General features: G+C 31.8%; 27 protein-coding genes. 13 read left to right on the forward strand and 14 right to left on the reverse strand.

Going from position 1 to position 23151, the window contains the following annotated elements:
* Positions 1-47: 47 nt before the first annotated feature.
* Positions 48-572 carry a DinB family protein gene (locus ACP15M_RS02690; protein WP_425075628.1) on the forward strand — a complete coding sequence of 175 codons (525 nt, stop codon included), beginning with the start codon at positions 48-50 and terminating at the stop codon, positions 570-572.
* On the opposite strand, the gene ACP15M_RS02695 is transcribed toward ACP15M_RS02690, so the two are convergent.
* Positions 569-1729, reverse strand: coding sequence for a THUMP domain-containing class I SAM-dependent RNA methyltransferase (locus tag ACP15M_RS02695; protein ID WP_425075629.1), 1161 nt, complete (start codon positions 1727-1729; stop codon positions 569-571). The genes ACP15M_RS02690 and ACP15M_RS02695 overlap by 4 nt on opposite strands.
* 218 nt (positions 1730-1947) lie before the next feature.
* On the opposite strand from ACP15M_RS02695, the gene ACP15M_RS02700 reads away from it, so the two are divergent.
* A complete protein-coding gene (locus ACP15M_RS02700) occupies positions 1948-2493 on the forward strand; it encodes a DUF6702 family protein (protein ID WP_425075630.1) in 546 nt (181 codons plus the stop codon).
* Positions 2494-2503: 10 nt separating this feature from the next.
* Entirely contained in the window at positions 2504-3088 is a 585-nt protein-coding gene (locus ACP15M_RS02705) for a HupE/UreJ family protein (protein WP_425075631.1), read from the forward strand.
* 136 nt (positions 3089-3224) lie between these two features.
* Here ACP15M_RS02705 and ACP15M_RS02710 read toward each other — a convergent pair whose 3' ends face one another.
* The 4 genes from ACP15M_RS02710 to ACP15M_RS02725 form a co-directional block, all read right to left on the reverse strand.
* Positions 3225-3710: a hypothetical protein gene (locus ACP15M_RS02710; RefSeq protein ID WP_425075632.1), complete on the reverse strand. Its 486-nt coding sequence runs from the start codon at positions 3708-3710 to the stop codon at positions 3225-3227.
* Entirely contained in the window at positions 3710-4189 is a 480-nt protein-coding gene (locus ACP15M_RS02715; RefSeq protein ID WP_425075633.1) for a hypothetical protein, read from the reverse strand. The genes ACP15M_RS02710 and ACP15M_RS02715 overlap by 1 nt, the downstream gene beginning before the upstream one ends.
* 144 nt (positions 4190-4333) lie before the next feature.
* A complete protein-coding gene (locus ACP15M_RS02720) occupies positions 4334-6487 on the reverse strand; it encodes a S46 family peptidase (RefSeq protein WP_425075634.1) in 2154 nt (717 codons plus the stop codon).
* Positions 6488-6520: 33 nt separating this feature from the next.
* Entirely contained in the window at positions 6521-7741 is a 1221-nt protein-coding gene (locus ACP15M_RS02725) for a GTP-binding protein (RefSeq protein ID WP_425075635.1), read from the reverse strand.
* A 168-nt stretch (positions 7742-7909) separates the two neighbouring features.
* Here ACP15M_RS02725 and ACP15M_RS02730 point away from each other — a divergent pair, with 168 nt between their 5' ends.
* From ACP15M_RS02730 to ACP15M_RS02760, 7 genes are all read left to right on the forward strand, one after another.
* Positions 7910-8641, forward strand: coding sequence for a class I SAM-dependent methyltransferase (locus ACP15M_RS02730; RefSeq protein ID WP_425075636.1), 732 nt, complete (start codon positions 7910-7912; stop codon positions 8639-8641).
* 43 nt (positions 8642-8684) lie between these two features.
* Positions 8685-9359, forward strand: a complete 675-nt coding sequence (locus tag ACP15M_RS02735) for a ZIP family metal transporter (protein ID WP_425075637.1) — start codon at positions 8685-8687, stop codon at positions 9357-9359.
* 2 nt (positions 9360-9361) lie between these two features.
* Positions 9362-9790, forward strand: a complete 429-nt coding sequence (locus ACP15M_RS02740) for a DUF4268 domain-containing protein (protein ID WP_425075638.1) — start codon at positions 9362-9364, stop codon at positions 9788-9790.
* A gap of 106 nt (positions 9791-9896) precedes the next feature.
* Positions 9897-10967 (forward strand): glycine cleavage system aminomethyltransferase GcvT, encoded by a 1071-nt coding sequence (gene gcvT, locus ACP15M_RS02745; protein WP_425075639.1) that lies wholly within the window; start codon positions 9897-9899, stop codon positions 10965-10967.
* Positions 10968-10994: 27 nt separating this feature from the next.
* On the forward strand, positions 10995-11828 hold the full coding sequence (locus ACP15M_RS02750) for a sugar nucleotide-binding protein (protein WP_425075640.1): 834 nt from the start codon (positions 10995-10997) through the stop codon (positions 11826-11828).
* 37 nt (positions 11829-11865) lie between these two features.
* Positions 11866-12156, forward strand: coding sequence for a 4a-hydroxytetrahydrobiopterin dehydratase (locus tag ACP15M_RS02755; protein WP_425075641.1), 291 nt, complete (start codon positions 11866-11868; stop codon positions 12154-12156).
* A gap of 210 nt (positions 12157-12366) precedes the next feature.
* Positions 12367-13113, forward strand: coding sequence for a YebC/PmpR family DNA-binding transcriptional regulator (locus tag ACP15M_RS02760; protein ID WP_425075642.1), 747 nt, complete (start codon positions 12367-12369; stop codon positions 13111-13113).
* A 744-nt stretch (positions 13114-13857) separates the two neighbouring features.
* Here ACP15M_RS02760 and mazG read toward each other — a convergent pair.
* From mazG to ruvX, 4 genes are all read right to left on the reverse strand, one after another.
* A complete protein-coding gene (gene mazG, locus ACP15M_RS02765; protein ID WP_425075643.1) occupies positions 13858-14631 on the reverse strand; it encodes a nucleoside triphosphate pyrophosphohydrolase in 774 nt (257 codons plus the stop codon).
* 9 nt (positions 14632-14640) lie between these two features.
* On the reverse strand, positions 14641-15066 hold the full coding sequence (locus ACP15M_RS02770) for a DUF5606 domain-containing protein (protein ID WP_425075644.1): 426 nt from the start codon (positions 15064-15066) through the stop codon (positions 14641-14643).
* 24 nt (positions 15067-15090) lie between these two features.
* On the reverse strand, positions 15091-15681 hold the full coding sequence (gene def, locus ACP15M_RS02775) for a peptide deformylase (protein WP_425075645.1): 591 nt from the start codon (positions 15679-15681) through the stop codon (positions 15091-15093).
* Positions 15682-15746: 65 nt separating this feature from the next.
* Positions 15747-16160 (reverse strand): Holliday junction resolvase RuvX, encoded by a 414-nt coding sequence (ruvX, locus tag ACP15M_RS02780; RefSeq protein WP_425075646.1) that lies wholly within the window; start codon positions 16158-16160, stop codon positions 15747-15749.
* A 405-nt stretch (positions 16161-16565) separates the two neighbouring features.
* Here ruvX and ACP15M_RS02785 point away from each other — a divergent pair, with 405 nt between their 5' ends.
* Together ACP15M_RS02785 and ACP15M_RS02790 are read left to right on the forward strand one after the other, a co-directional pair.
* Positions 16566-17381: a 2,3,4,5-tetrahydropyridine-2,6-dicarboxylate N-succinyltransferase gene (locus tag ACP15M_RS02785; protein WP_425075647.1), complete on the forward strand. Its 816-nt coding sequence runs from the start codon at positions 16566-16568 to the stop codon at positions 17379-17381.
* Between the two features lie 18 nt (positions 17382-17399).
* A complete protein-coding gene (locus ACP15M_RS02790) occupies positions 17400-18458 on the forward strand; it encodes a glycosyltransferase family 9 protein (RefSeq protein WP_425075648.1) in 1059 nt (352 codons plus the stop codon).
* Here ACP15M_RS02790 and ACP15M_RS02795 read toward each other — a convergent pair.
* Positions 18455-19066 (reverse strand): YrbL family protein, encoded by a 612-nt coding sequence (locus ACP15M_RS02795; RefSeq protein ID WP_425075649.1) that lies wholly within the window; start codon positions 19064-19066, stop codon positions 18455-18457. The genes ACP15M_RS02790 and ACP15M_RS02795 overlap by 4 nt on opposite strands.
* The gene (locus ACP15M_RS02800; protein WP_425075650.1) at positions 19063-19893 is read right to left on the reverse strand and encodes a glycosyltransferase family 2 protein; all 831 of its coding nucleotides are present in this window, start codon (positions 19891-19893) and stop codon (positions 19063-19065) included. Before ACP15M_RS02800 ends, ACP15M_RS02795 begins: the two co-directional genes overlap by 4 nt.
* Before the next feature lie 59 nt (positions 19894-19952).
* On the opposite strand from ACP15M_RS02800, the gene ACP15M_RS02805 reads away from it, so the two are divergent.
* Positions 19953-20714, forward strand: coding sequence for a glycosyltransferase family 2 protein (locus tag ACP15M_RS02805; RefSeq protein ID WP_425075651.1), 762 nt, complete (start codon positions 19953-19955; stop codon positions 20712-20714).
* On the opposite strand, the gene ACP15M_RS02810 is transcribed toward ACP15M_RS02805, so the two are convergent.
* The 3 genes from ACP15M_RS02810 to ACP15M_RS02820 are packed head-to-tail and all read right to left on the reverse strand — an operon-like array spanning position 20691 to position 23128.
* Entirely contained in the window at positions 20691-21455 is a 765-nt protein-coding gene (locus tag ACP15M_RS02810; RefSeq protein ID WP_425076059.1) for a lipopolysaccharide kinase InaA family protein, read from the reverse strand. The two genes, ACP15M_RS02805 and ACP15M_RS02810, sit on opposite strands and share 24 nt — an antisense overlap.
* Positions 21448-22245, reverse strand: coding sequence for a glycosyltransferase family 2 protein (locus tag ACP15M_RS02815; RefSeq protein ID WP_425075652.1), 798 nt, complete (start codon positions 22243-22245; stop codon positions 21448-21450). The genes ACP15M_RS02810 and ACP15M_RS02815 overlap by 8 nt, the downstream gene beginning before the upstream one ends.
* Before the next feature lie 19 nt (positions 22246-22264).
* Positions 22265-23128, reverse strand: a complete 864-nt coding sequence (locus ACP15M_RS02820; RefSeq protein ID WP_425075653.1) for a hypothetical protein — start codon at positions 23126-23128, stop codon at positions 22265-22267.
* Positions 23129-23151 lie beyond the last annotated feature (23 nt).

A 23151-nucleotide genomic window follows, 5' to 3' on the forward strand; every position in this document is an offset into this window, starting at 1 on the left:
ACTCACAAATATTTTATATCTTTTCCATGTGTAAAATCTAATACTACATGAACAAAGATGCAATTGCAGAACTTATAGAGGAGAAAAACAATGCCTTAATTAATTGGATTGCTGATCAAGAGGATGACAAGTGGATTGAAGGTCCTAATGGAAAATGGACTACTGGTCAACATGCTTTACATTTGCTTCAAAGCATTAAACCACTCAATAATGCTTTGAGCATGCCTAAATTTGTGTTGCGCTATAAATTCGGAAAGGCAAATAGAGACGTTAGAGATTATCAAACAGTTGTAAATCGTTACCAAGAACGTTTAAAAGATGCTCAAGGGAAAACCTATGGTCCTTCAAAAAACATGAAGGTTCCTTTAATATCTGAAAAACAATATTTATTAAACCGTCTACAAGTTGAAGGAAAAAAATTACAGTATAAAACCAGAAAAATTTCAGATAAAAATTTAGATACTGTCATACTTCCTCATCCACTTATGGGAAAAATGCCTGTGAGGGAAATTATTATGTGGACTGCCTATCATATTGAGCATCACACCAACACATTAAAAGAACAGTATTAATTATTTTGATACTTTGCCTTTTTACTACCTTCATACATTACATACTTCACAAATCGCGATTCGAGTTTGGCATTAAACAACTGAATTTTACGCGATGGTCGCAATCCAACATATTTCAGTGCATCTAAATTTGAGGTAATAAACCAAGCATCTGTTCCTGGATAGCCTTGTTTTAATGTGTCGCCAATCATTTTATAAAAGTTCTCCATATTGATATCTAATCGCTCACCATAAGGAGGATTAAACACCATATGCAATTTGTTTTCACCCGATTTTTGAGTCTTAAAAAAATCTTCATGCTGTATATGAATAAACTCTTCTAAGTGTGCATTCTTAATATTTGCCTTTGCTTTGGCTACTGCACTAGGAGACTTATCATAACCAATAATTTTATGATGAAAATCTCTAGTTTTATTGAGTAAAGATTCTTCAATCTTTTCAAATAAATCGACATCCCAATCTTGCCAACGCTCAAAAGCAAATTCTTTTCGCATTAAATTTGGAGGAATATTACAAGCAATCATTGCGGCTTCGGCCAAAACTGTACCACTACCACACATAGGATCCATAAAATCTGATTGTCCATCCCAACCTGAAAGCATTACCAAACCAGCAGCTAACACTTCATTAATTGGTGCGATATTAGTTGCCGTTTTATAACCTCGTTTATGTAATGAATCTCCTGAAGCATCTAATGAAATATTGCAAATATTTCTATCAATATGCACATTGATTTTAACATCAGGAAACTTTAAATCTACATTTGGTCGCTGTCCATCAGTAGCTCTAAATTTATCAACAATAGCATCCTTAGTTTTTTGAGCAACATAGAGCGAATGCGTAAAAACACGTGAGTTTACAGTAGCATCAACAGCCAAGCTACCTGTTGGTTTTAGATAATCTTCCCAAGACATTTTATAAATGTGGTCATAAAGGTCTTGCTCATTACGCACTTTAAAATTATGGATAGGCTTTAAAATCTTTATAGCTGTTCGTAAAGCAAGATTGGCTTTATACATAAACCCTTTATCTCCTGTAAAACTCACATGTCTAACACCTTTTTTTACATGCATAGCGCCTAACTGAATAAGCTCTCGCTCTAGTAACTCTTCAAAGCCAAATAAGGTTTTGGCCACCATTTTAAAATTATGATCCATATATCAAGTTTAACACTTGTTTTGTTTGTACTTCTGTACAAAATTAAGAATGTTTTCTGTAGATGACGAAATTAATACATAAAACCAACCACTCAATTTAAACTAAGCGCTAATTAATTGAATATTTTGTTCTGAAATCAGCATTGCAAATTATTAATGCAACTTAGTTGCATTTGATTTGTTAATCTTTATATTTGTAGTTGTATTGCAATAAGCAAATGAAAAAAGGAAATCTATACATAACATCCAAAATACCGTTAAAGAATCTTATAGTTTTGGTCTTTTTATTCTGTCTTTTTTCATCGTTTTGGCATCCCATTAAACTTACATCATCAATGGTGAGTTATAATGATAAGGTGTCTAAACTCAGTCTAGAATGTCGAGTATTTATTGATGACTTTAAAGATAGCGTAAACAAAAAACTAACAACAAACATTAATGTGTCAAAGCTTGATGCTAATGATAAATTAGCTCTTGAAGTCTATTTTAATTCGCATTACATCATTACCCTCAATGGTAAACAATTGCGTTTAAAGTTTGAAGCTGAAGAGGTCATGGCATCTCAAAACATGCTCAAATTAAAATTCTTCATTAGTGATTTCTTTATTAATGAAGGAGATGATATCGTTATAGAAAACAAGCTTTTTTTAGATGAGTTTGGAGCACTTCAAGAAAACATTATTTCAATGGTTTTTCCTCCATATTTTGCAGAACTAAATTACAAGACTAATATTAATAACTATACATTCTCTTATTCTTTTTAAAACAATATGCATGGATAATTTAAACTCTTTTTTTGTAAGCGGATGGGATCATATCGTAGATTTAAAAGCTTACGATCACCTTCTATTTGTAATCACATTGTGTGCTGCTTTCAAACTTTCTCAATGGAAACAAATTCTAATTATAGTTACAGCATTTACCATTGGTCACAGTATAACACTTATACTTTGTGCGTTAGACTTAGTTCCTGCAAACTCTCGAATGGTTGAAACTTTAATACCTTTTACAATTATGATTACTGCAATTTCTAATGTATTAGATTTTAAAAAGAAAACTAGGTTTTCTGACACAAAAATAAAATATGCTATAGCTTTGGTTTTCGGGTTAATTCATGGTTTAGCCTTTGCTAGTGGCTTTAAGTTTATGCTATTTTCTGAAAGTATAATTATGCCTTTATTTTTATTTAATGTTGGTATTGAAGTTGGACAACTATTTATTGTTCTACTCTTTATGATAGCGCTTTGGTTTTACTCTAATATCATTAATGGTTCTCATAACAAATGGAACTTATTTGTTTCTGGAGCTGGATTTGGAATCGCTGTGACGCTATGTATTAACGGACTCTTAAATGGGTAACTAGTAATCAAAGTCTTTTCTCTTTTACAGTTTATTACTGTTTTGTTTTAGCAAATAAAAAAAGGAGGAACTACAATAGAACCTAGTGTTGCTTTTCCTAAAAAGGATATAAATTTCCTACGGTTATAACTCATAATTAATTTAATGCATGCCTTTCTAAACAAATTAAATCAGAATAGATATTTCTAAACATATTTTCCCGCTTTTTAAAAATCTTACCACTTATTGTAACGTCTATATTTAGAACATCTTGAAACGCTTTTACTTTCTTATTTAAAAAATAAGAAAGTACTACAAATTGATGGTTTTCTTTTCGCCATAATTCGTCTGTATACTGTTTTTGTATTACGAGTTGTTTGTAAGTGTCATTCAAACCTCTAGTATCTAAAAAAAGCTGCCTTCCTAATGCATCCAAAATTATTTGGTTATGATCAGAAAGGACAAAATATAAATTATCAATATTGTACTTTATAATTAGCTTTTTTATATGCTCTACTGTTTTTATATCCGAAGTAACAGAGTTTCCTAGAGAAGTATAAAAATAATTCTCATTTTTGAATGCATTGTTAATTACAGATTCTAAACAATCTGTTGGACATAAAAAAAATAGATTTTTTGACATTAGACTAAATCGTCTTCAGGCTTAGGAAAAGGAAAAGATGAATGATGCAAATCTATTTTTAAATTATCATCTACCAATTTATACCCAAATGTATATTCAACTTTTGCTTCATTTCCTTCTAAATCAGTAAAAAAGTAATTCCCCATTGCTATTGCTCTATTTTGTTCTAAAATAAAGCCTGTATTTTCAAATCTTACCTTAGTCCAAGGCTGTATTGCAAAGCCTTTATCTTCAGAGCATGCTCTATCGTCTCCTGCAATAAAATAAGATAACGCTTTTAACTTAGTTGCTCTAAATTGTTCTATTGCGCATTTTGTTGGCTTAAACAACACATTACCATCTTGAAAAGCATATAGATTGTCAAGAAATTCATTGGCAATTTTTTCACATTCAGACCTATTATCTTTAAGCGATCCTATTTTTACGACACCATTTCCCCAGGTGTTTTGTGCTTCTATTACTTGATTTTGAGTTATCATATTTATTTGTTTAAATGTTTAATTTATATTAAAATACATACGCTTGCTCAATGGAACAGAGCGTATTAAATGTTTTGATAGTTGTTGTTAACTACTTACGTTTTATAAGTAAATCACAGCTAACAAATTAGATTTGTATTAAGACTAGCTATTATTGTTTTTTACTAATGTAAGCTCATCTACAATACGCTTTGCATTTGCAAATTTATCAATCAACCAAACCACATATCGTATGTCTACATTAATGGTACGTTGCAAGTTGCTATCAAAAATGACATCTCCTGCCATAGCTTCTATATTACCATCAAAAGCCAAACCAATCAACTCACCTTTTCCGTTTATTACAGGAGAGCCAGAATTTCCTCCAGTAATATCATTATCGGTTAAGAAATTAATTGGCAACTCTCCATACTCATTAGCATAAATACCAAAGTCTTTTGCTTCATATAATTCTAACATACGTTTTGGAAGATCAAATTCATCATCATTAGGTTTGTACTTTTTAACCATCCCTTTAAACGTAGTGTAATTGTTTGTACGAGCATCATTTCTTGAGTCCTTAGGTAAGGCTCTAACTTTTCCGTAAGACAAACGAAGTGTAGAATTTGCATCTGGATATTTTACTTTACTCAATTCTGAAACGCGAAGTCCTTCTACCAGCAGTCTAAATGATTTTGAAAAATCATTTTCAATTTGCACCAAATGTTCAGGTTGCTCTCTATATTTTTCTATTAACGCTGAAGACAATTTAAAAAGCGGATCACTTTCTAACAATTGCATATCTGGAAACTTCAAAAAGGCTTCGACACTTTTCTTTGAAGAAAACATACTTAAATCGAAAATAGATTCGGTGTAAGAGTTAATATCATTTTGAATCGAAGCATTTGTTAGCAACTCTGGAAGCGGATAACTTGTTTTTGAAGTATAGACTTTAAGTTGCTCAGAAAGCATTTCTTTCTCTAGAGGTAAATGATAATCTTTATATAAACTTTCAATCATATAGGTTAAACGAGGCAACAATTCCTCACGTTTAGCTTCATTAGACTCTGCGTAGGTTTTTAGACCTCTTCCTATTTGATAAGGAAGCACAGAAAACTTACTTGATCTTAGCATGATTCGTAAATAATTATCATGACGTGACTTCTCGTTGGTTAATGCGTAGTATTTATTAATGGTAGAAACTACATTTTGATAAGTAGCTTTATTTTTAGACTTATTAGCCCATTTGTCGAACTTAGATTCTACTTTTCGCTTGGTTTTAGCTGTTTGATGTTGGGTAAGAGCATCAATCATACCTTGACGATTTTTCCAATAATTGGCGATTTGCGCATATTTAGAAGCATACATTAGGTTAACAGAAGCGTCTTCGTTCATATATTTCTTCATTACATCCATACTCAATTTTGATCCTTCAACCCAAGCAGGATACGCAAATTTTACATTTTGCTCTATACCTTCGGCTGGCATCCAACGATTAGTTCTACCTGGATAACCTAAAATCATTGCAAAATCATCTTCATTAACACCAGTAATATTTACAGGTAAATGATAGTCGGTTTTTAACGGAACATTGTCTGTAGAATATTCAGCAGCATTACCATTAGCATCTGAGTACACTCTAAAAAGAGAAAAATCTCCTGTATGTCTTGGCCATTCCCAGTTATCAGTATCACCACCATATTTCCCTATACTTTTAGGAGGTGTACCAACCAATCTAACATCGGTAAAATCTTCATAAACAAAATAGTAATATTCATTACCTTGAAAGAATGATTTCACTGAAACAGTATATTTTCCGCCTTCACTATGCTCTTGTTGGATCTTAGCAATTTCTTGATTAATTGCTGCTTCACGATCTTTTTCTGTCATATTAGGATTTACCTTTGACAAAATACGTTTAGAAACATCATCCATTCTCACAAAAAACCGAACATAAAGGTCTTTTGGTTTTAACTCTTTACTAAAAGCATCTGCCCAATAACCATCCATTAAATGGTTTTGATCTGCTGTAGACAACTCAGCAATTGCTCCATAGCCACAGTGATGATTTGTAAGTAATAAACCATTGTTAGAAATCACACTTGCAGTACAGCCACCATCAAATTGTACTATGGCATCTTTTAGACTGTTTTGGTTAATACTATAGATTTCCTCTGGTGTTAATTGCAATCCCATTTTTTGCATGTCGCGATGATTGAGACGCTCTATATGCATTAAAAACCACATGCCTTCATTGGCAAATATGGCGATTGGAAAAGTTAAAAATAAGGTTAAAAGTGTTAATTTAAGTTGTTTCATTTTGCTATTTATCAAGGGTTAAGTATTTAAAAATTAAAGCGCATAAGCGCGTTCAACAGGCCATGTATCTGAATATCCTGCTAGCCATTCGTTTGTTGCCAATTCTTCATCTGTAGAAAGACAGCGATCTAAAATTGATCTTATCTCAGATTCGTTCAAATTTTGACCAATGAATACAATTTCATTTTTGCGGTCACCAAAGGTGACATCCCAATCAGATTCTATCGTTTCTTTGTTTTCGACAAACGCCATTTGTTGTATCCGATTTTCAAAAGGCATACTGCTCCACCAAACTCCTGCATTATCAGCTCGTAACGAACCTCCTGCTTGTCCCCAAACTAGAGCTTGATCAGGTCGCGAAGCGATCCAGAATAAGCCTTTGCTTCTAATAACATTCATTGGAAATTCGTTTTGTGCAAAATCTCTAAAACGTACTGGATCAAATGGTTTTTTTGAACGATATACAAAGGAAGAAATACCATATTCTTCAGTTTCTGGTGTATGTTCGTCTTTTTTAAGCTCTTCTATCCAACCAGCACTTTGTTCTGCTTCTTCAAAATCAAATAAACCTGTATTAAGTATCGCTTTTGGATCTATGTTTCCGAAAGTTGATTCTAAAATTCGAGCTGAAGGATTTAATTTCTGAATCGCAGCTTTCATTAAGCCTAAATGATCTTCAGAAACTAAATCTGTTTTGTTAAGCACAATTACATTTGCAAATTCAATTTGGTCTGTTAATAAATTAACAATGGTTCGAAAATCATTTTCAATATCTGTAAGATCACGATCCATCAAGGTTTCAGGACTTCCAAAATCTTTAAAAAAGTTAAAGGCATCTACCACAGTAACCATCGTATCAACATAACTAAAACGGGAAAGATCGATTCCGTTTTCTTCATCAACAAACGAAAACGTTTGTGCTACAGGAACAGGTTCACTAATACCTGTACTTTCGATTAATAAATAATCAAATCGGTTTTCTTTAGCCAATCTTTCAACTTCAATCATTAAGTCTTCACGCAAAGTGCAACAAATACAACCATTACTCATCTCTACCAATTTTTCTTCTGTACGAGACAAAGTATTTTCACTTTTCACTAATGCTGCATCAACATTTACTTCACTCATATCGTTGACTATAACAGCGACTTTCAAACCTGCTTTGTTGTGTAGAATATGATTTAAAAGTGTCGTCTTACCAGAACCTAGAAACCCACTTAATACGGTTACTGGAAGTTTTTTTAGAGTATTCATTCTAAATAAATAATGTTAGGCTGTAAAGCTAATAATAAAATCTTAAATGCAACGGAGTTGCGTTAAAATTTATGATTATTTTTGCATATACAAGAACATCATAAAAATGAAGTACTTTTGCACTTTAAGAGTTCATCTAATTGAGTTCTAAAAATTATGAAAACGATTATGGCAAAAAAAACAACACAATGGTATGCTTCTTGGTTTGACACACCATTTTATCATATTTTATACAAGGACAGAGATTATACTGAAGCCCAGTTATTTATGGATAACCTTACTGCATATTTAAACATTCCTGAGCATGGAAAAATTCTAGATCTCGCCTGTGGAAAGGGTCGCCATTCTATGTATCTAAATTCTTTAGGATACAATGTTTCTGGTGTTGACTTATCTGAAAATAGTATTGCTCATGCTAAACAGTTTGAGAACGAATCACTTCATTTTAAGGTTCATGATATGAGTCAACCTTTAGGTGAAACTTTTGATGCTGTTTTTAACTTATTTACTAGTTTTGGTTACTTTGACAATGATGAAACTAACCTTCAAACGATAAAAGCTATAAAAGCCAATTTAAACGACTATGGCTTTGGAGTTATTGATTTTATGAATAGTGAGTATGTTATTGATAACTTAGTGGCTTCTGATATTAAAACTGTTGAAGGTATTGATTTTAAACAAAAGCGACACATTGAAAATGGTTACATTATTAAAACTATCGATTTTACAGCAGATAATAAAAATTATAGTTTTCAAGAACGTGTAAAAGCGTTTACCTTAAACGATTTTGAAATGCTATTTCAAAAAGCAGGTGTGCATTTACTTGATGTTTTTGGAGATTATAAGCTCAATAAGTTTCATAAAAATACTTCTGAGCGATTGATTATGGTTTTTAAATAATCAGAATACACTAAATTGCACTCGCTAAGAATATTCTCAATACATGAATACGTACTTATTTCCTATATATGCTATTTTAATAGGTGTTGCTATTGCTGCCATTTTTAAGCAGCAACGAAATTTACATATAAAACTCTTACTCTCTTTTAGTGGAGCTTTTTTATTAGCACTAACTCTATTTGACCTACTGCCAGAAGTTTATGAGCACTTAGATGAAAAACAAACGGGTTTGTTTATCATGTCTGGTATCTTGCTGCAAATTATTTTAGAATTTTTTTCAAAAGGTGCCGAACATGGTCATGTTCACATTCATAAAAATGATACTTCATTTCCATGGTTGCTGTTTATTAGTTTATGCATTCATAGCTTTTTAGAGGGATTTCCTATTCATCAACATAATGATATGGTATATGGTGTTTTAATTCATAAAATTCCAATTGCTACACTTATTACTGGTTTTTTATTTCAATCTGAATACAGTAAAATTCAAGTTTTCTTTTTTTTATTAATTTTTGCAACTATGACACCTTTAGGTACTTTAGTTTCTAATGCTTCGGAAATTGCAGCAGATTATATTCATGTTATCAATGCTATTGTTATAGGTATCTTTTTTCATATCTCTACAACCATATTATTTGAAACTGGAGAAGGTCATAAATTTAACCTTTCTAAACTCATGGCCATTATCTTAGGTGTTGGCATTGCCTATAGTATTTAAATATGTTTTCTAAAGAAGAATCTAGACAACTACGACAATTATTTTGGACGAGCTTCGGAAAGTCGTTTCCAAGAAAATGGATATTGTACGATACAAAAATTAAAGGCTTCTCTTTTAAATTTCATTTTGACACTAAATCTGCTCTCGTTGCTTTAGATCTTGAAGACGATTTAGAACAACGCATCAAATCATGGGAAAAACTGCTTTCATTAAAATCTATATTACTAGAAAACTACTTACCTGAAGCTATTTTTGAAGAAGAATACTACCTTGAAAACGGAAAAGAAATTTCAAGAATTTATATACCTCTTGAACAAAAAGTATCTATTCACAATAAAAATAGTTGGCAAGATGTCATGCTGTTCTTCAATACAACCATGACCAAATTTGAAGCGTTTTATACAGATTTTGAAGACATTCTAAAAGATTAATTTTCTAAGTTAATTCTCTTTTGATTTTTTATAAAATCTAAACTCTTAGTCTTCTCCTAAAAGAGATATTTTCGATACATTTGTGCTGAAAATAAATTCCTTTGTAATGAAAAATACAGCGTTAACTGAAACACATGAAGCACTAGGAGCAAAAATGGTTCCTTTTGCTGGTTATAACATGCCAGTACAATACGATGGCGTTAATATTGAACATGAAGCCGTAAGAACTGGTGTTGGTGTTTTTGATGTGTCACACATGGGCGAATTTTTAATCGAAGGTCCAAACGCCTTAGATCTCATTCAAAAAACATGTAGTAACGATGCTTCAAAATTAACCGTTGGTAAAGCGCAATATAGCTGTATGCCTAATGATACAGGTGGAATTGTAGACGATTTAATCATTTATAGAGTTAAAGAAGACACTTATTTACTCGTTGTTAATGCCAGCAATATTGAAAAAGATTGGAACTGGATTGCTTCAAAAAATGATGTTGGAGCAGACATGCGAGATTTAAGTGAAGAATATTCGCTTTTAGCCATTCAAGGTCCAAAAGCTGTAGAAGCCATGCAAGCCTTATCTAGTCATGATCTTTCTGAAATCAAATTTTACAACTTTGTTGTTGGTGATTTTGCAGGTATTGAGCATGTGATAATTTCGGCTACTGGTTATACAGGAAGTGGTGGATTTGAAATCTACTGTAAAAATTCTGAAGTCAAACAAATTTGGGACAAAGTGGTTGAAGCTGGAGCAAAACCAATTGGTTTAGCTGCTCGTGATACCTTACGTTTAGAAATGGGTTATTGCCTTTACGGAAATGATATAGACGATACGACTTCTCCTATTGAAGCTGGTTTAGGATGGATTACAAAATTCTCTAAAACCTTTACAAACTCTGAAGCACTTGAAGATGAAAAACGTCGTGGACCAGAGCGTAAATTAGTAGCTTTTGAACTTGACGATAGAGGTATTCCTCGTCAAGGTTATGATATTGTTGATTCTAGCGGAAAGAAAATTGGTAATGTCACTTCAGGAACCATGTCTCCTAGTTTAAATAAAGGCATTGGTTTAGGATATGTACCAACCGTTTTTGCAGATGTTAATAGTAAAATAAATATTCAAATTCGTAAAAAAACAATTCCTGCAACTGTTGTAAAGCTACCTTTCTATAAAGGTTAATGTTGCCTACGGGTTTGATGGTGATTTATGAAGGAGAGCCTCAGTAAACATCGTATTTTAATTTTAGGAGCTAGTGGTTTTATTGGCAATGCCATTTATAAAGAGCTTTGCTCCTATTTTAAAACCTTTGGCACTTATCGTGTTCCGCATAAAGAATTTAAAAACAATCATCATTTTTTACAATACAATGTAGAAGAAGATGATGTCTATGAGGTTTTAGAAGTGACCAAGCCTACCATTATTATTTCAGCCTTACGAGGTGATTTTCATGCACAAACCATAGCACATCAACACATTTCAGAATATGTATTAGAACATGATTGCAAAATCATCTTCTTATCGTCTGCTAATGTATTTGATGCTTATAGCAAATACCCAAGTTATGAGTTAGACAAAACCTTCAGCGGAAGTGTGTATGGTCATTTTAAGATTAAAATAGAAAATATGCTGTTACGTCTTCCAAAGCAAAAAATAGCTATAGTAAGATTGCCTATGGTATTGGGAAGTCAGTCGCCAAGAATTAAAGAACTCAAGCAACATCTACAAGACAAAACAGCTATTGAAATTTTTCCGAATATCATCATGAATGTGACAACAGATTCAAAAATCACGCAACAAATTCATTATATCATTAACAGAAATAAAACTGGTGTATTTCATTTAGGAAGTACAGATTTGGTACATCACGACGAGTATATTAAGGACATTGTAAAGCAAATAACTTCTAAAAATGGTGTTCACTTTAAGCATGTATATACCACTAACGAAGACCGTTACTTGGCAGTGCTTCCAAAATTTAACAAACTCCCAAAGCATCTTCAAATTACAAGTCAGGAAGTCTTACTAGAACTGAATAAATAAATTTTCTTATTTTTATAATAGACCTAAATTTAACTTTATGAGTTTATTATCTGATGATATCATTGAAAAAAAACTACTGCGTTTTCCAGATTGGGACTACCACAACAATGCCATTCATGCCGAATTTGAATTTGATAATTTTAAGGACTGCTTTAGTGCCATGAGCAGAATAGCTTTTGAATGTGAAGCACAAAATCATCATCCAAATTGGACAAACATTTATAACGTCTTAAAAATTTCGTTATCAACGCATTCTGCAAATGGTGTAACCGATAAAGATTTTAAGTTGGCTGAAGCTATTGAGGCCATTGTTGAAGTTCAAGAATAAGAACCAATAGGTTCTCGATACGATTTTTCGTCCCTCAAAATCACTCGAACTGACGCTTCAAGAATTATAGATATAATATTAAAATTCTTTGAGTCTAATTTAGGCATACAGACTTTTTAACAAATCACATTTCTAGCAGTTCCTGTATTTGGAATTCAATTAAATTTCGATACTTTTGAGTACAACAAAAAACTATAAAAAATAACGATAATGGGAAGAGCTTTTGAATTTCGTAAAGCAAGAAAAATGAAACGTTGGTCAGCTATGAGCAAGGCCTTTACTCGTATAGGTAAAGATATTGTAATGGCTGTAAAAGAAGGAGGTCCAGATCCAGATTCTAATTCTAGGTTGCGAGCAGTGATACAAAATGCGAAAGCTGTTAATATGCCTAAAGATAATATAGAACGTGCTATAAAACGTGCTTCAGATAAAAATCAAGGCGATTATAAAGAAGTGCTTTTTGAAGGTTATGCGCAACATGGTATTGCTGTACTTATCGAAACTGCTACAGATAATAATACACGTACTGTTGCTAATGTGCGTTCTTATTTTAATAAATGTGATGGCAGCTTAGGAACTTCAGGTTCTGTAATATTTATGTTTGACCATACCTGTAATTTTAAAATTAAAGGCGAAGACTTAGATTTAGAAGAATTAGAATTGGAGCTTATCGATTTTGGTGTTGAAGAAATTTTTGAAGATACAGACGAAGATGAAGATGGAAACGAGCAAACAAGTGTGATGATTTATGCACCTTTTGAAAGCTTCGGAAATATACAATCGTATTTAGAAACCAACAACATCGAAATTGTATCGTCTGGTTTTGAACGTATTCCGCAAGTCACTAAAAAACTCACTCCAGAACAGGTTGAAGATGTCGAAAAGCTAATTGAAAAACTTGAAGAAGATGATGACGTGCAAAACGTGTATCACACTATGGAAGAAACTACTGAATAGTAAATAATGTAATATCCCGTTGTGCATTTTGAGCTCAATTTAACATCAAACGTCAGTTCGAGTGATTTTGAGTGGTTGCTGAGCGTAGTCGAAGTAGGACGAAAAATTGTATCGAGAACTATTTTTTAAGATGAAATTCTTTTTCTCGATACAAATTTTACTGATTTCAATCGTAAAATTCACTCGACACGAGACGAAGTCGAACTGAGCGAAGCTAAATGACGAATTTTATCAAAATGCATAATGGGTTTAAATAATAAAATCCTGTCTGATAAACACACAGACAGGATTTCACCCCTAACTAAACTAAATTTTAAATCTTAATCAATCCGCTTAACTATCTATTAAGATTTCCTACTTTATGATAATGAAACTTTATTTTAAGTTTCTATCTAGAATATATACGCATGATTTTTCATTTTGGATGTCGAGAATAAAAAAAGAAAAAGATTCCTCGTATAAACTCTCAATGACAAGATCTTAAGAAAATGTCATTCAGAATGAAGTAAAACGAATGAGATTCATCGATAAACTCGGAATGACAAACGAATTATGATTGTCTTGTTGAGTGAAGTGAATCAAATGAAAAATCTATTATATAAAATGAGACTTGTCAATTAAATCGCAATATCAAAATCTTAAGAAAATGTCATTCAGAATGAAGCGAAACGAATGAGATTCCTCGATAAACTCGGAATGACAAACGAATTATGATTGTCTTGTTGAGTGAAACCGAAACATCTTTTACATGCTTTTCGCTTCTTCCCAATACACATCCATTTCGGCTAAAGTCATTTCAGATAAAGGTTTATCTAAATCTTTAGATTTTTGCTCTAAATACTGAAACCGTTTAATGAATTTTTTATTCGTTCGTTCTAAAGCACTTTCAGGATCAACTTTAAGAAAACGCGCATAATTAATCATAGAGAATAACACATCACCAAATTCACTTTCAATGGTATCGTGATTTCCGTTAGTAACTTCGATTTGTAGTTCGCCTAACTCCTCTTCTACTTTTTCAAACACTTGATTAGGTTCTTCCCAATCAAAACCAACACCAGCAACTTTATCCTGAATTCTATTTGCTTTTACCATAGCTGGTAAACTTTTAGGAACACCTTCAAGAACACTTTTCTTACCTTCTTTTAATTTAAGTTGTTCCCAATTTTTCTTTACATCATCTTCGTTTTCAACCTTTACATCGCTATAAATATGAGGATGACGCTCAATAAGTTTATCACAAATGCTATTGCAAACATCTGCAATATCAAAATGATTCGTTTCGCTCCCTATTTTAGAATAGAATACAATATGAAGCAACACATCGCCTAACTCCTTTTTTACTTCATCTAAATCATTATCTAAAATAGCATCACCTAATTCGTAAACTTCTTCTATTGTTAAATGACGAAGCGATTGCATGGTTTGCTTTTTATCCCAAGGACATTGCTCACGCAATTCATCCATAATGATGAGTAAACGTTCAAAAGCTTTTAATTGTGAGGCTTTATCAGACATGCTTTGGTTTTATTCTTCTTCGTCTGAAGTCACTGTTTCCACTTCTTCTAAAGCATCTAACATATCGTGCTTTTGAAGTAGGTTATACCACTGAATGATTTTTTTAATGTCACTAGCATATACACGATCTTCATCGTAATCAGGCAACACTTCAAAGAAATATTCTTCTAAAGTATCTTTAGAATCTTTGTGACTAATAGAAGTTGGCTGACTGTTTTCTTTTTCCATTACTTTTCTCAACACCTCTCGTAATGGCAATTCTTCAGTTAAAGTATATACAGCTATTTCGCTAAGCACACTAACATTGCTATGAATGTTTACATTAACCTTTTTCTTATCAATTAAAGATTCTGCAATAAAGCCTGTACGTGTTTGAGTTACCACTTTATATAAACCTGGTTTTCCTGAGATGGAAAGTATTTTATCTAAACTCATAATTATATGATGTGTTTTTATATGTTATCGTTTCTTTTTTAAAGCAGGAAAACGCATTCTGTAATCCACTTTAATTTTTCCTTTAGAAATGTTTGATAGTTTCCCTTTAATCAAACGTTTTTTTAATGAAGATAATTTATCGGTAAATAAGATGCCTTCAATATGATCGTATTCATGTTGAATCACTCGAGCAATTAAACCGTCAAATTCTTCAGTATGTGTCTCAAAATTTTCATCCTGATACTGAATTTTAATTTTTGGTTGTCTAAAGACATCTTCACGCACATCTGGAATGCTTAAACAACCTTCATTAAAAGCCCATTCGTCACCTTCTTCTTCTAAAATTTCAGCATTTATAAACGTACGTTTGAAATTTTTCAATGCCTCTTGCTCTTCTTCTGTAAAGGCCTCATCTTCGGCAAATGGAGATGTATCAACCAAAAATAATCGAATTGGTAATCCTATTTGTGGAGCAGCTAAACCAACACCATAAGCACCATACATGGTTTCATGCATGTTTTCTAGAAGCGATTCTAGCTTCGGATAATCTTTTGTGATTGGTGTTGCTTTTTTTCGTAAAACGGGATCTCCATAAGCAACTATTGGTAATATCATGTCTTTAAATTTTTCGATTGCAAAAATACAATACTTATTCTGATTTTATAATTTTTCACAAGTATTTAAGATTGACTATAGAGGTAACTTTGCAGAATAATTGTTGCGCTAATTTCATCAATCAAAGCTTTATTTTGACGCTGTTTTTTACTCAATCCGCTATCAATCATCGTTTGAAAAGCCATTTTAGACGTAAAACGCTCATCAATTCGTTTTATAGGAATATTTGGAAATACTGTTTCTAAGGTTTTTAAAAACTTTAAAATAGATACTTCACTTTCTGAAGCATTATAATTCATCTGTTTGGGTTCGCCTATAATGAATAATTCAACCGATTCTTTAGAGGTATAGGTCTTTAAAAAATCAATTAACTCTTTAGTATTAACTGTTGTTAAACCAGAAGCGATAATTTGTAATTCATCAGTAACAGCGATTCCTGTTCGCTTTGTGCCATAATCTATTGCTAGTATTCTTGCCATGCAACAAAGGTAGTTCTTCTTAAAGAAAAAAACGCTTCTTTGTAGGTCAAAGAAGCGTCATAAAATAATCAATCATTAATAAAATCACACAAACTGGTTACCCTCTACCTTAAACAGCTCATGCTATACTAATAAGACACAGACATTTTTAAATAGTCACATATTTTTTTTAGAAAAGATTTAAAAAAAACACCTTACTTAGGGTTAAGTAAGGTGTCTAAAATTAGCTATTAATTATTAAAGATCTCTAGTGTTTAAATTAGGGATAACACTAGAATTATAATAATCACGATATTAAGACACCAACTTTTAAATTAGGTCACATATTTTTTTATTTTTTTCTGAATGATAATTTATGAGACCAATTTTATAGACTTATCTTTGTGGAAATTTACATTATCTAAAATGAAACAACTGCAACAACACATTGAGAATGCATGGAATGATCGCTCTCTTCTTAAAGATAAAATTACCATTGAAAGTATAAAACGTGTTATCGACTTATTAGATGAAGGTACTCTTCGAGTTGCCGAACCTACAACTAATGGATGGCAAGTTAATGAATGGGTCAAAAAAGCTGTGGTTTTATATTTTCCAATTCAAAAAATGGAAACACTTGAAGCTGGTATTTTTGAATATCATGATAAAATTCCTTTAAAACGTGACTACGAAAAAAAAGGCATTCGTGTGGTACCAAATGCAGTTGCTCGTCATGGAGCTTATATTTCTTCAGGAACCATTTTAATGCCTAGCTATGTTAATATTGGTGCTTATGTAGATGAAGGTACAATGGTAGATACTTGGGCAACTGTTGGAAGCTGTGCACAAATTGGAAAAAACGTACACTTATCTGGTGGTGTTGGTATTGGAGGTGTTTTAGAACCACTTCAAGCAGCTCCTGTTATTATAGAAGATGGTGCTTTTATTGGTTCACGTTGTATTGTGGTTGAAGGTGTTCGCGTTGAAAAAGAAGCTGTTTTAGGTGCCAATGTTGTACTGACGATGAGTACAAAAATTATTGATGTCACTGGAGACGAACCTGTTGAAATGAAAGGTGTTGTACCTGAACGTTCTGTGGTTATTCCTGGTAGTTATACCAAAACATTTGCTGCTGGAAATTACAACGTACCTTGTGCGTTAATCATTGGAAAACGTAAAGAAAGTACCAATAAAAAAACCTCTCTTAATGATGCGTTAAGAGACTATGATGTTGCAGTTTAATTAAATAACTCTACGCGTTTGAAGGTTTTAATCATACAACAAAAAATGATTGGTGATGTACTCACTACAAGCATCTTATTTGAAGCTTTAAAAGCAGAACATCCTGATGCAGAGCTTCATTATGTGATAAATTCGCATACCTATGCTGTTGTTGAACACAATCCTCACATCGATAAATTTTTATTTGTTACTCCTGCAATTGAAGACAGTCGGTCTAAATTTTTAAGTTTTCTAAAAGATATCAAAAAAGAAAAGTATGATGCCGTTATTGATGTGTATTCAAAATTTTCGAGTAACCTCATTACAAAATTCTCTAGTGCTGCGATAAAGATTTCAAAATATAAGTGGTACACCAAATATTATTATACGCATACTTTTAAAGAAGCTACAAAAGCTAAAACTAATGCTGGATTAGCCATAGAGAATAGACTTCAACTTTTAGAACCCTTAGTAAAACAAGTTCCAAGTCCTATTAGACCAAAAATTTATTTAACTTCTGAAGAAATTTTGGCATCTAAACAAATACTTATTAACTCAAATATAGATGTGTCTAAACCTTTATATATGATAAGTGTTTTGGGCAGTGGTGACAATAAAACCTATCCTTTAGCTCATATGGCAAAAGTTATAGATTTTATTGTTTCTGAAACTAATGGTCAGATTCTATTTAATTATATTCCAAAACAGTTAGATGAAGCAAAAACCGTTTATAATTTTTGCACTCCTAAAACTCGTGAGCATATCTTTTTTGATGTCTTTGGAAAAAGTTTACGAGAGTTTTTAGCCATTACGCATCATTGTACTTCTATGATTGGTAACGAAGGAGGTGCCATCAACATGGCAAAAGCTTTAAACATTCCGACATTTACTATTTTTTCGCCTTGGATTATTAAAGAAGCTTGGAATATGTTTGAAGATGGTAAACAAAATATTTCTGTGCATTTAAAAGATTATAATCCTGATATTGTTAATAATTCTTCTTCTAAAGAATTAAAAGATAATTATAAGTCGCTTTATGAAATGATAAAGCCTAAATTGTTCTTGAATGAACTTAAAATGTTTTTACAAGTCGGTTAGACGTCTTCATTATATTTTTGACGTAGCATTTGTCGATGATCTAAAACACTACTTAGAGCAATTTTTTGAAATCGTCGTTCAACTTTTTGTTTTGCAAAACAGTGAAACCAATCTCCTAAAGGCAAAAAATCTCTATGACCAATTCCGTCTACAATGATCATTTCAACAGAACCGTCTTTTAGTATTTTGCAACATAAATTACGAGGTCTTAAATCACTTGCAAACACTTTATATTTAATCATTTGATCCTGCAATTTTTTAAGTGATGTATCAAAAACAGAATCATCTATTGGAGAATCTTTCATTCTGATATAATCAATTAAAGTTTTTGAAACCTCTTGAGAAGTTTCATCTCTTACTAAATCATAGACAAAGCCTTCTCCAAGATTAGTTTCAATGGTACCATGATACATTGCATAAAACGGATAATCAAATTTTGAAGCATCCTTCTTATTTATTTTTTTATAATAATTGATCTCTTTATAAAGATGTGATACTTCTACATCTGGCTTACCAATTTTAATGCATAAATTTTCATTTTCAGGATGAAAATAACAAGTTCTGGCCAAACCTTCTGCTAGATAGTCTGATTCTGAAAGCTGTATCATTTTGAATCTTCTTTAACAATTCCAAAAGGTGTTCTTTTTGATTTGCTCGATTTGGTTTGAGCTCTAATAGCTTTGTTTTTTTCAATCATTTCTGGTTTTACATAACCTCTTTCATGATCAAGGTGCAAACAAATTGCGCTATAACGTATTTGCTTCGCTTTTAGTCCAGCATTAAACAAACGTTCTCCAAGCTCTCTATCTTCGCCTCCATATTGCATTCGTTCATCAAAACCATTAGCAGCTATAATATCGCTTTTAAAACCTGACGCATTATGACCATTCCAAGTTGCTGTAGTAGGTGTTAATGCATTTAGCAAACGTTCTTTAGTTCCTTTAGCTGTAATTTTATTATTCTTAAACGACGATTTCAATCCGAGTTGCTTTAACCAATTAATATCAAAACAACGTTGTTCTTTTATATCTATTTCTGTTATCGATTCACTAATATCCATGGGCAATTTAAAATAGCCTCCAGATAAAAAACAACCAGCTTCTCTCCTATTGGCATGCACTTGTAAAAAATCGGCTCTTGCCAAGCAATCTCCATCTGTATATACCAAATAATCACCTTTACTAGCAACTGTCGCTTTATTTAGAATTATTGTTTTTTGAAATCCATTGTCTTCATGCCAAATATGCTGAATGGGATAACTCACTTTTGAAGCCATTGCATCGATTAGTTGCTTCGTCTCATTTGTTGAGCCATCATCAGCTATGACAACTTCAAAGTTTTTAAACGTTTGCACATCAAAACTCCATAATACTTTTTGCAACCACTTTGGGTTGTTATAGGTGCTTATAATGACAGAAATATCAATAGGTTTCATTGCATCAAAAATAGTTATTTTTACGAACTCTTAGGAATGAATTATTTATTTTGAAAAAAATGTCTTCTATCTCAGCTTTAATGATTACCTACAATGAAATTAACAACATTGATGCTGTTATTAGTGAGCTTGATTTTGCCGATGAAATCATTGTTGTTGATTCATTCAGCACAGATGGAACCTATGAAAAATTATCTGAATTATCTCAAGTTAAAGTGATTCAAAATAAATTTGAAGATTTTGCAAGTCAAAGAAACTTTGCTATTCATCTAGCAAATTGTGAATGGATTTTTTTTATTGATGCAGACGAACGACTTACTAAAGAGCTAAAACTTGAAATTTTAGAAAAAACCAAAGAAAAAAACACCATTAATGCCTATAAAATAAAGCGTCATTTTATGTTTAATAACAAACGAATGCGTTTTAGTGGCTTACAAACCGATTGTATTTTTCGGTTATTTAAAACAGGTACTGCATCATACAAATCTGATAGATTAGTTCATGAAGTTCTAGATGTTCAAGGTAAGCATGCTGTTTTGAAATACCCTATGCTGCATTATACCTTTAGTGATTATAACAGTTATAAAACCAAAGCTGAGCACTATGGATTATTGAAAGCTAAAGAGCTTTTAAAAAAAGGGAAACGTCCAAACTGGTATCATTTTGTGATTAAACCAGCTTATAAATTTCTAACTAACTATATCTTTAGACTTGGTTTTTTAGATGGTAAAGAAGGTTATACTATTTGTGCTCTAAATGCCTATGGTGTGTTTTTTAGATACAAAGCACTTAAGCATTTACTTGCGACGTCTCCAAAATAAAATTTTATTCTTTAAACGTCTTTTTCTATGGTATTTGTTCTGAAAAGCTTCGGTTGAAGACCACATTAAATTAAATACTTGATTAAAATCTTCACCTGAGCATTTAGCATATTCATCGCTCATAATTTCAACCATAAATTTATGAGTAGTTAATTTAGCAAAGTTTTTAATTCGGGTTTCAAAATCTAAGGCTTTAAACTCCATTCGGTTTAAATCTACTAGATAAAACTCATAGCTATTTCCTACTTTTTTTATCAATGTATTTCCAGGAGAATGGTCTAAGAAATAGACTTTCTTTTGATGTAGTTTGTAGGTAAATCGTGTAAAAGCTCTTAAGATGTTTTCGTGATCTGGATATTCAAAATCTGTAGTTAACTCACGATAAGTTAAATCGCAATCTAGCTGTTCACTTATATAATAACTTTTCTTGAACAGTAATGTGGTTTTATATTCGTAATAAGCCAAAGGCTGTGGTGTTCCAATCTCAAGGCTTTGTAACCAATTAGCATATTCAAACGAACGTTGCGCTTTACTTTTTCTAAAAAAACGATACGCAATTTGATTAACGACATTAGGAATACGAAACGATTTGACATTGATTGATTTTCCGTTTAAATCAAAAAGTTTTAATGAATTTCGATCTTGGTTACCAAAAGGTTCACCTTCAGAATCAAAATTTGATATAATACCATCAAAAAAAGTTTCGTGAGTTTTAAAATCTTTATGTATGCTCTTAGTTATTTTCACTCAAATATTTATCTATACCATTTGTACACCAAACGGTTTTATTTGTAATGGTTTGCAATTCAATATCATTGTTTAATTCTAATCTACTTTTTGATTTTTCACTATGATAAATATGAAAAACGATTCCTCTATATCTGATACGCCTACCTTGCAATCCAAAATTATGGAATCTTAAAGCCAATTCAGAATCTTCTCTTCCCCAACCTTTAAAATCTTCATTATAGCCATTAACAGCTATAAAATCTGATTTAAAATACGATGTATTACAACCTCTATACTTTTTTGAAAATGAATTACTGACATTATAAAACTGACTCAAAAAAGGAATATGCAATGCTCGTGTACGCTTCTTTATTCCTTTTGAAAATACATGAAACCGAATCTGTTTATTTTTAAATAAGGTGTCTAAATAATCTTTTTGAATATTAACGCGACTTCCGAACAAATACGTGTTTTGTTGAGCAAAATGCAAATGATCTTCAATAAAATTAGTGTGCAAAATACAGTCGCCATCTGCTTGAATAATATAATCGCCTTTTGCTTGTGCAATGGCTTTATTTAAAATTACAGATTTTCTAAATCCATCATCTTCATGCCAAACATGATGCAACGGAATTTTAAATTTTGATTTAAAACTTTCAATCAATGAGGCTGTATCTTCTGAAGAACCATCATCTGCTACAATAATTTCATCAGGCAATTGTGTTTGTTGAAGCGCACTTAATAATACTAACTCAAGAGCTTCTAACCAATTATATGTAGAAATGATTAATGTTGATTTCATTAGTTTTGTAAATTATCTACTACTTGAATAAAAATTTAAACCATTGACCAAAATTCTTTTTTAATAAAAACCATTGGCTTAGCGATAAATCGTCTTGTGCCTTTACCAAATTTTTCATGTCGTCTAAATTTCTACTTGGCAAGTATCCCAAACCTTTCCAAATTTTAGGATCCATATAAAACAAATCTTTCAACTCTTTATAATTGGTTTCGTTTGCTTTTTTCCATTTCGGAAAAAATTCATCATTTAATTGATGACTATGTCCCCAATTTTTGAGCTTAAACTTAAGCTCTTCTTCGGTTCGAGACAAACATTCATGTAGAAGCACATTGTCTGTATAAATGATACGTTCTTTAGAATTTCTAGCACGTTTGTAATTTGGATAATTTGTTGCCAACATCACCTTTGTTGGTTCGTTAACATAGAGAATACCATTATCTAGGTACTTATAGATATTAATTAAAAATCCAGCTATTTGAATAGGTTTCTTTTCTGGCGCATCTAAAAAGTGATCATATTTCCTTAAGGTATTCACAAAATTCTTAAAATCTAAAAAGATTTCATCTGCATCTACTTGAACCAACCAATTACCAACACCCATTTTTTCAGAAAGCATTATTCGCTCTCTAGTATCATTTTGTATAGCGTCTAATTCAGGTATAAAGAAATCGTCTTTATAGATGGTGATTTTATTATCAACATCGAAGTCTTTTAACCAAGTAAAAAAATGATTATCAACATCAAATGCATTTCCTTTCCAAGTGCGTTGCTCCTTATCTAGTGCAATAAAAATTGCATCAGCTTCTCTATATACTGGAGGAATAGAATATTTTAGTTTTTCGTAGTCATAAGACATTAAAAAACCAACATGAATTTTTTTCATGAATACTGATGGTTATAAGCTAA

Source organism: Psychroserpens sp. S379A, assembly GCF_049800755.1.
GTDB lineage: Bacteria > Bacteroidota > Bacteroidia > Flavobacteriales > Flavobacteriaceae > Psychroserpens.

What these genes read in the sequence shown, in the direction of transcription:
- ACP15M_RS02690 (WP_425075628.1), top strand. Translation starts at nt 48, where the DNA reads ATGAACAAAGATGCAATTGCAGAACTTATAGAGGAGAAAAACAATGCC.
- ACP15M_RS02695 (WP_425075629.1), bottom strand. Translation starts at nt 1,729, where the DNA reads ATGGATCATAATTTTAAAATGGTGGCCAAAACCTTATTTGGCTTTGAA.
- ACP15M_RS02700 (WP_425075630.1), top strand. Translation starts at nt 1,948, where the DNA reads ATGAAAAAAGGAAATCTATACATAACATCCAAAATACCGTTAAAGAAT.
- ACP15M_RS02705 (WP_425075631.1), top strand. Translation starts at nt 2,504, where the DNA reads ATGGATAATTTAAACTCTTTTTTTGTAAGCGGATGGGATCATATCGTA.
- ACP15M_RS02710 (WP_425075632.1), bottom strand. Translation starts at nt 3,710, where the DNA reads ATGTCAAAAAATCTATTTTTTTTATGTCCAACAGATTGTTTAGAATCT.
- ACP15M_RS02715 (WP_425075633.1), bottom strand. Translation starts at nt 4,189, where the DNA reads ATGATAACTCAAAATCAAGTAATAGAAGCACAAAACACCTGGGGAAAT.
- ACP15M_RS02720 (WP_425075634.1), bottom strand. Translation starts at nt 6,487, where the DNA reads ATGAAACAACTTAAATTAACACTTTTAACCTTATTTTTAACTTTTCCA.
- ACP15M_RS02725 (WP_425075635.1), bottom strand. Translation starts at nt 7,741, where the DNA reads ATGAATACTCTAAAAAAACTTCCAGTAACCGTATTAAGTGGGTTTCTA.
- ACP15M_RS02730 (WP_425075636.1), top strand. Translation starts at nt 7,910, where the DNA reads ATGGCAAAAAAAACAACACAATGGTATGCTTCTTGGTTTGACACACCA.
- ACP15M_RS02735 (WP_425075637.1), top strand. Translation starts at nt 8,685, where the DNA reads ATGAATACGTACTTATTTCCTATATATGCTATTTTAATAGGTGTTGCT.
- ACP15M_RS02740 (WP_425075638.1), top strand. Translation starts at nt 9,362, where the DNA reads ATGTTTTCTAAAGAAGAATCTAGACAACTACGACAATTATTTTGGACG.
- gcvT (WP_425075639.1), top strand. Translation starts at nt 9,897, where the DNA reads ATGAAAAATACAGCGTTAACTGAAACACATGAAGCACTAGGAGCAAAA.
- ACP15M_RS02750 (WP_425075640.1), top strand. Translation starts at nt 10,995, where the DNA reads ATGAAGGAGAGCCTCAGTAAACATCGTATTTTAATTTTAGGAGCTAGT.
- ACP15M_RS02755 (WP_425075641.1), top strand. Translation starts at nt 11,866, where the DNA reads ATGAGTTTATTATCTGATGATATCATTGAAAAAAAACTACTGCGTTTT.
- ACP15M_RS02760 (WP_425075642.1), top strand. Translation starts at nt 12,367, where the DNA reads ATGGGAAGAGCTTTTGAATTTCGTAAAGCAAGAAAAATGAAACGTTGG.
- mazG (WP_425075643.1), bottom strand. Translation starts at nt 14,631, where the DNA reads ATGTCTGATAAAGCCTCACAATTAAAAGCTTTTGAACGTTTACTCATC.
- ACP15M_RS02770 (WP_425075644.1), bottom strand. Translation starts at nt 15,066, where the DNA reads ATGAGTTTAGATAAAATACTTTCCATCTCAGGAAAACCAGGTTTATAT.
- def (WP_425075645.1), bottom strand. Translation starts at nt 15,681, where the DNA reads ATGATATTACCAATAGTTGCTTATGGAGATCCCGTTTTACGAAAAAAA.
- ruvX (WP_425075646.1), bottom strand. Translation starts at nt 16,160, where the DNA reads ATGGCAAGAATACTAGCAATAGATTATGGCACAAAGCGAACAGGAATC.
- ACP15M_RS02785 (WP_425075647.1), top strand. Translation starts at nt 16,566, where the DNA reads ATGAAACAACTGCAACAACACATTGAGAATGCATGGAATGATCGCTCT.
- ACP15M_RS02795 (WP_425075649.1), bottom strand. Translation starts at nt 19,066, where the DNA reads ATGATACAGCTTTCAGAATCAGACTATCTAGCAGAAGGTTTGGCCAGA.
- ACP15M_RS02800 (WP_425075650.1), bottom strand. Translation starts at nt 19,893, where the DNA reads ATGAAACCTATTGATATTTCTGTCATTATAAGCACCTATAACAACCCA.
- ACP15M_RS02805 (WP_425075651.1), top strand. Translation starts at nt 19,953, where the DNA reads ATGTCTTCTATCTCAGCTTTAATGATTACCTACAATGAAATTAACAAC.
- ACP15M_RS02815 (WP_425075652.1), bottom strand. Translation starts at nt 22,245, where the DNA reads ATGAAATCAACATTAATCATTTCTACATATAATTGGTTAGAAGCTCTT.
- ACP15M_RS02820 (WP_425075653.1), bottom strand. Translation starts at nt 23,128, where the DNA reads ATGAAAAAAATTCATGTTGGTTTTTTAATGTCTTATGACTACGAAAAA.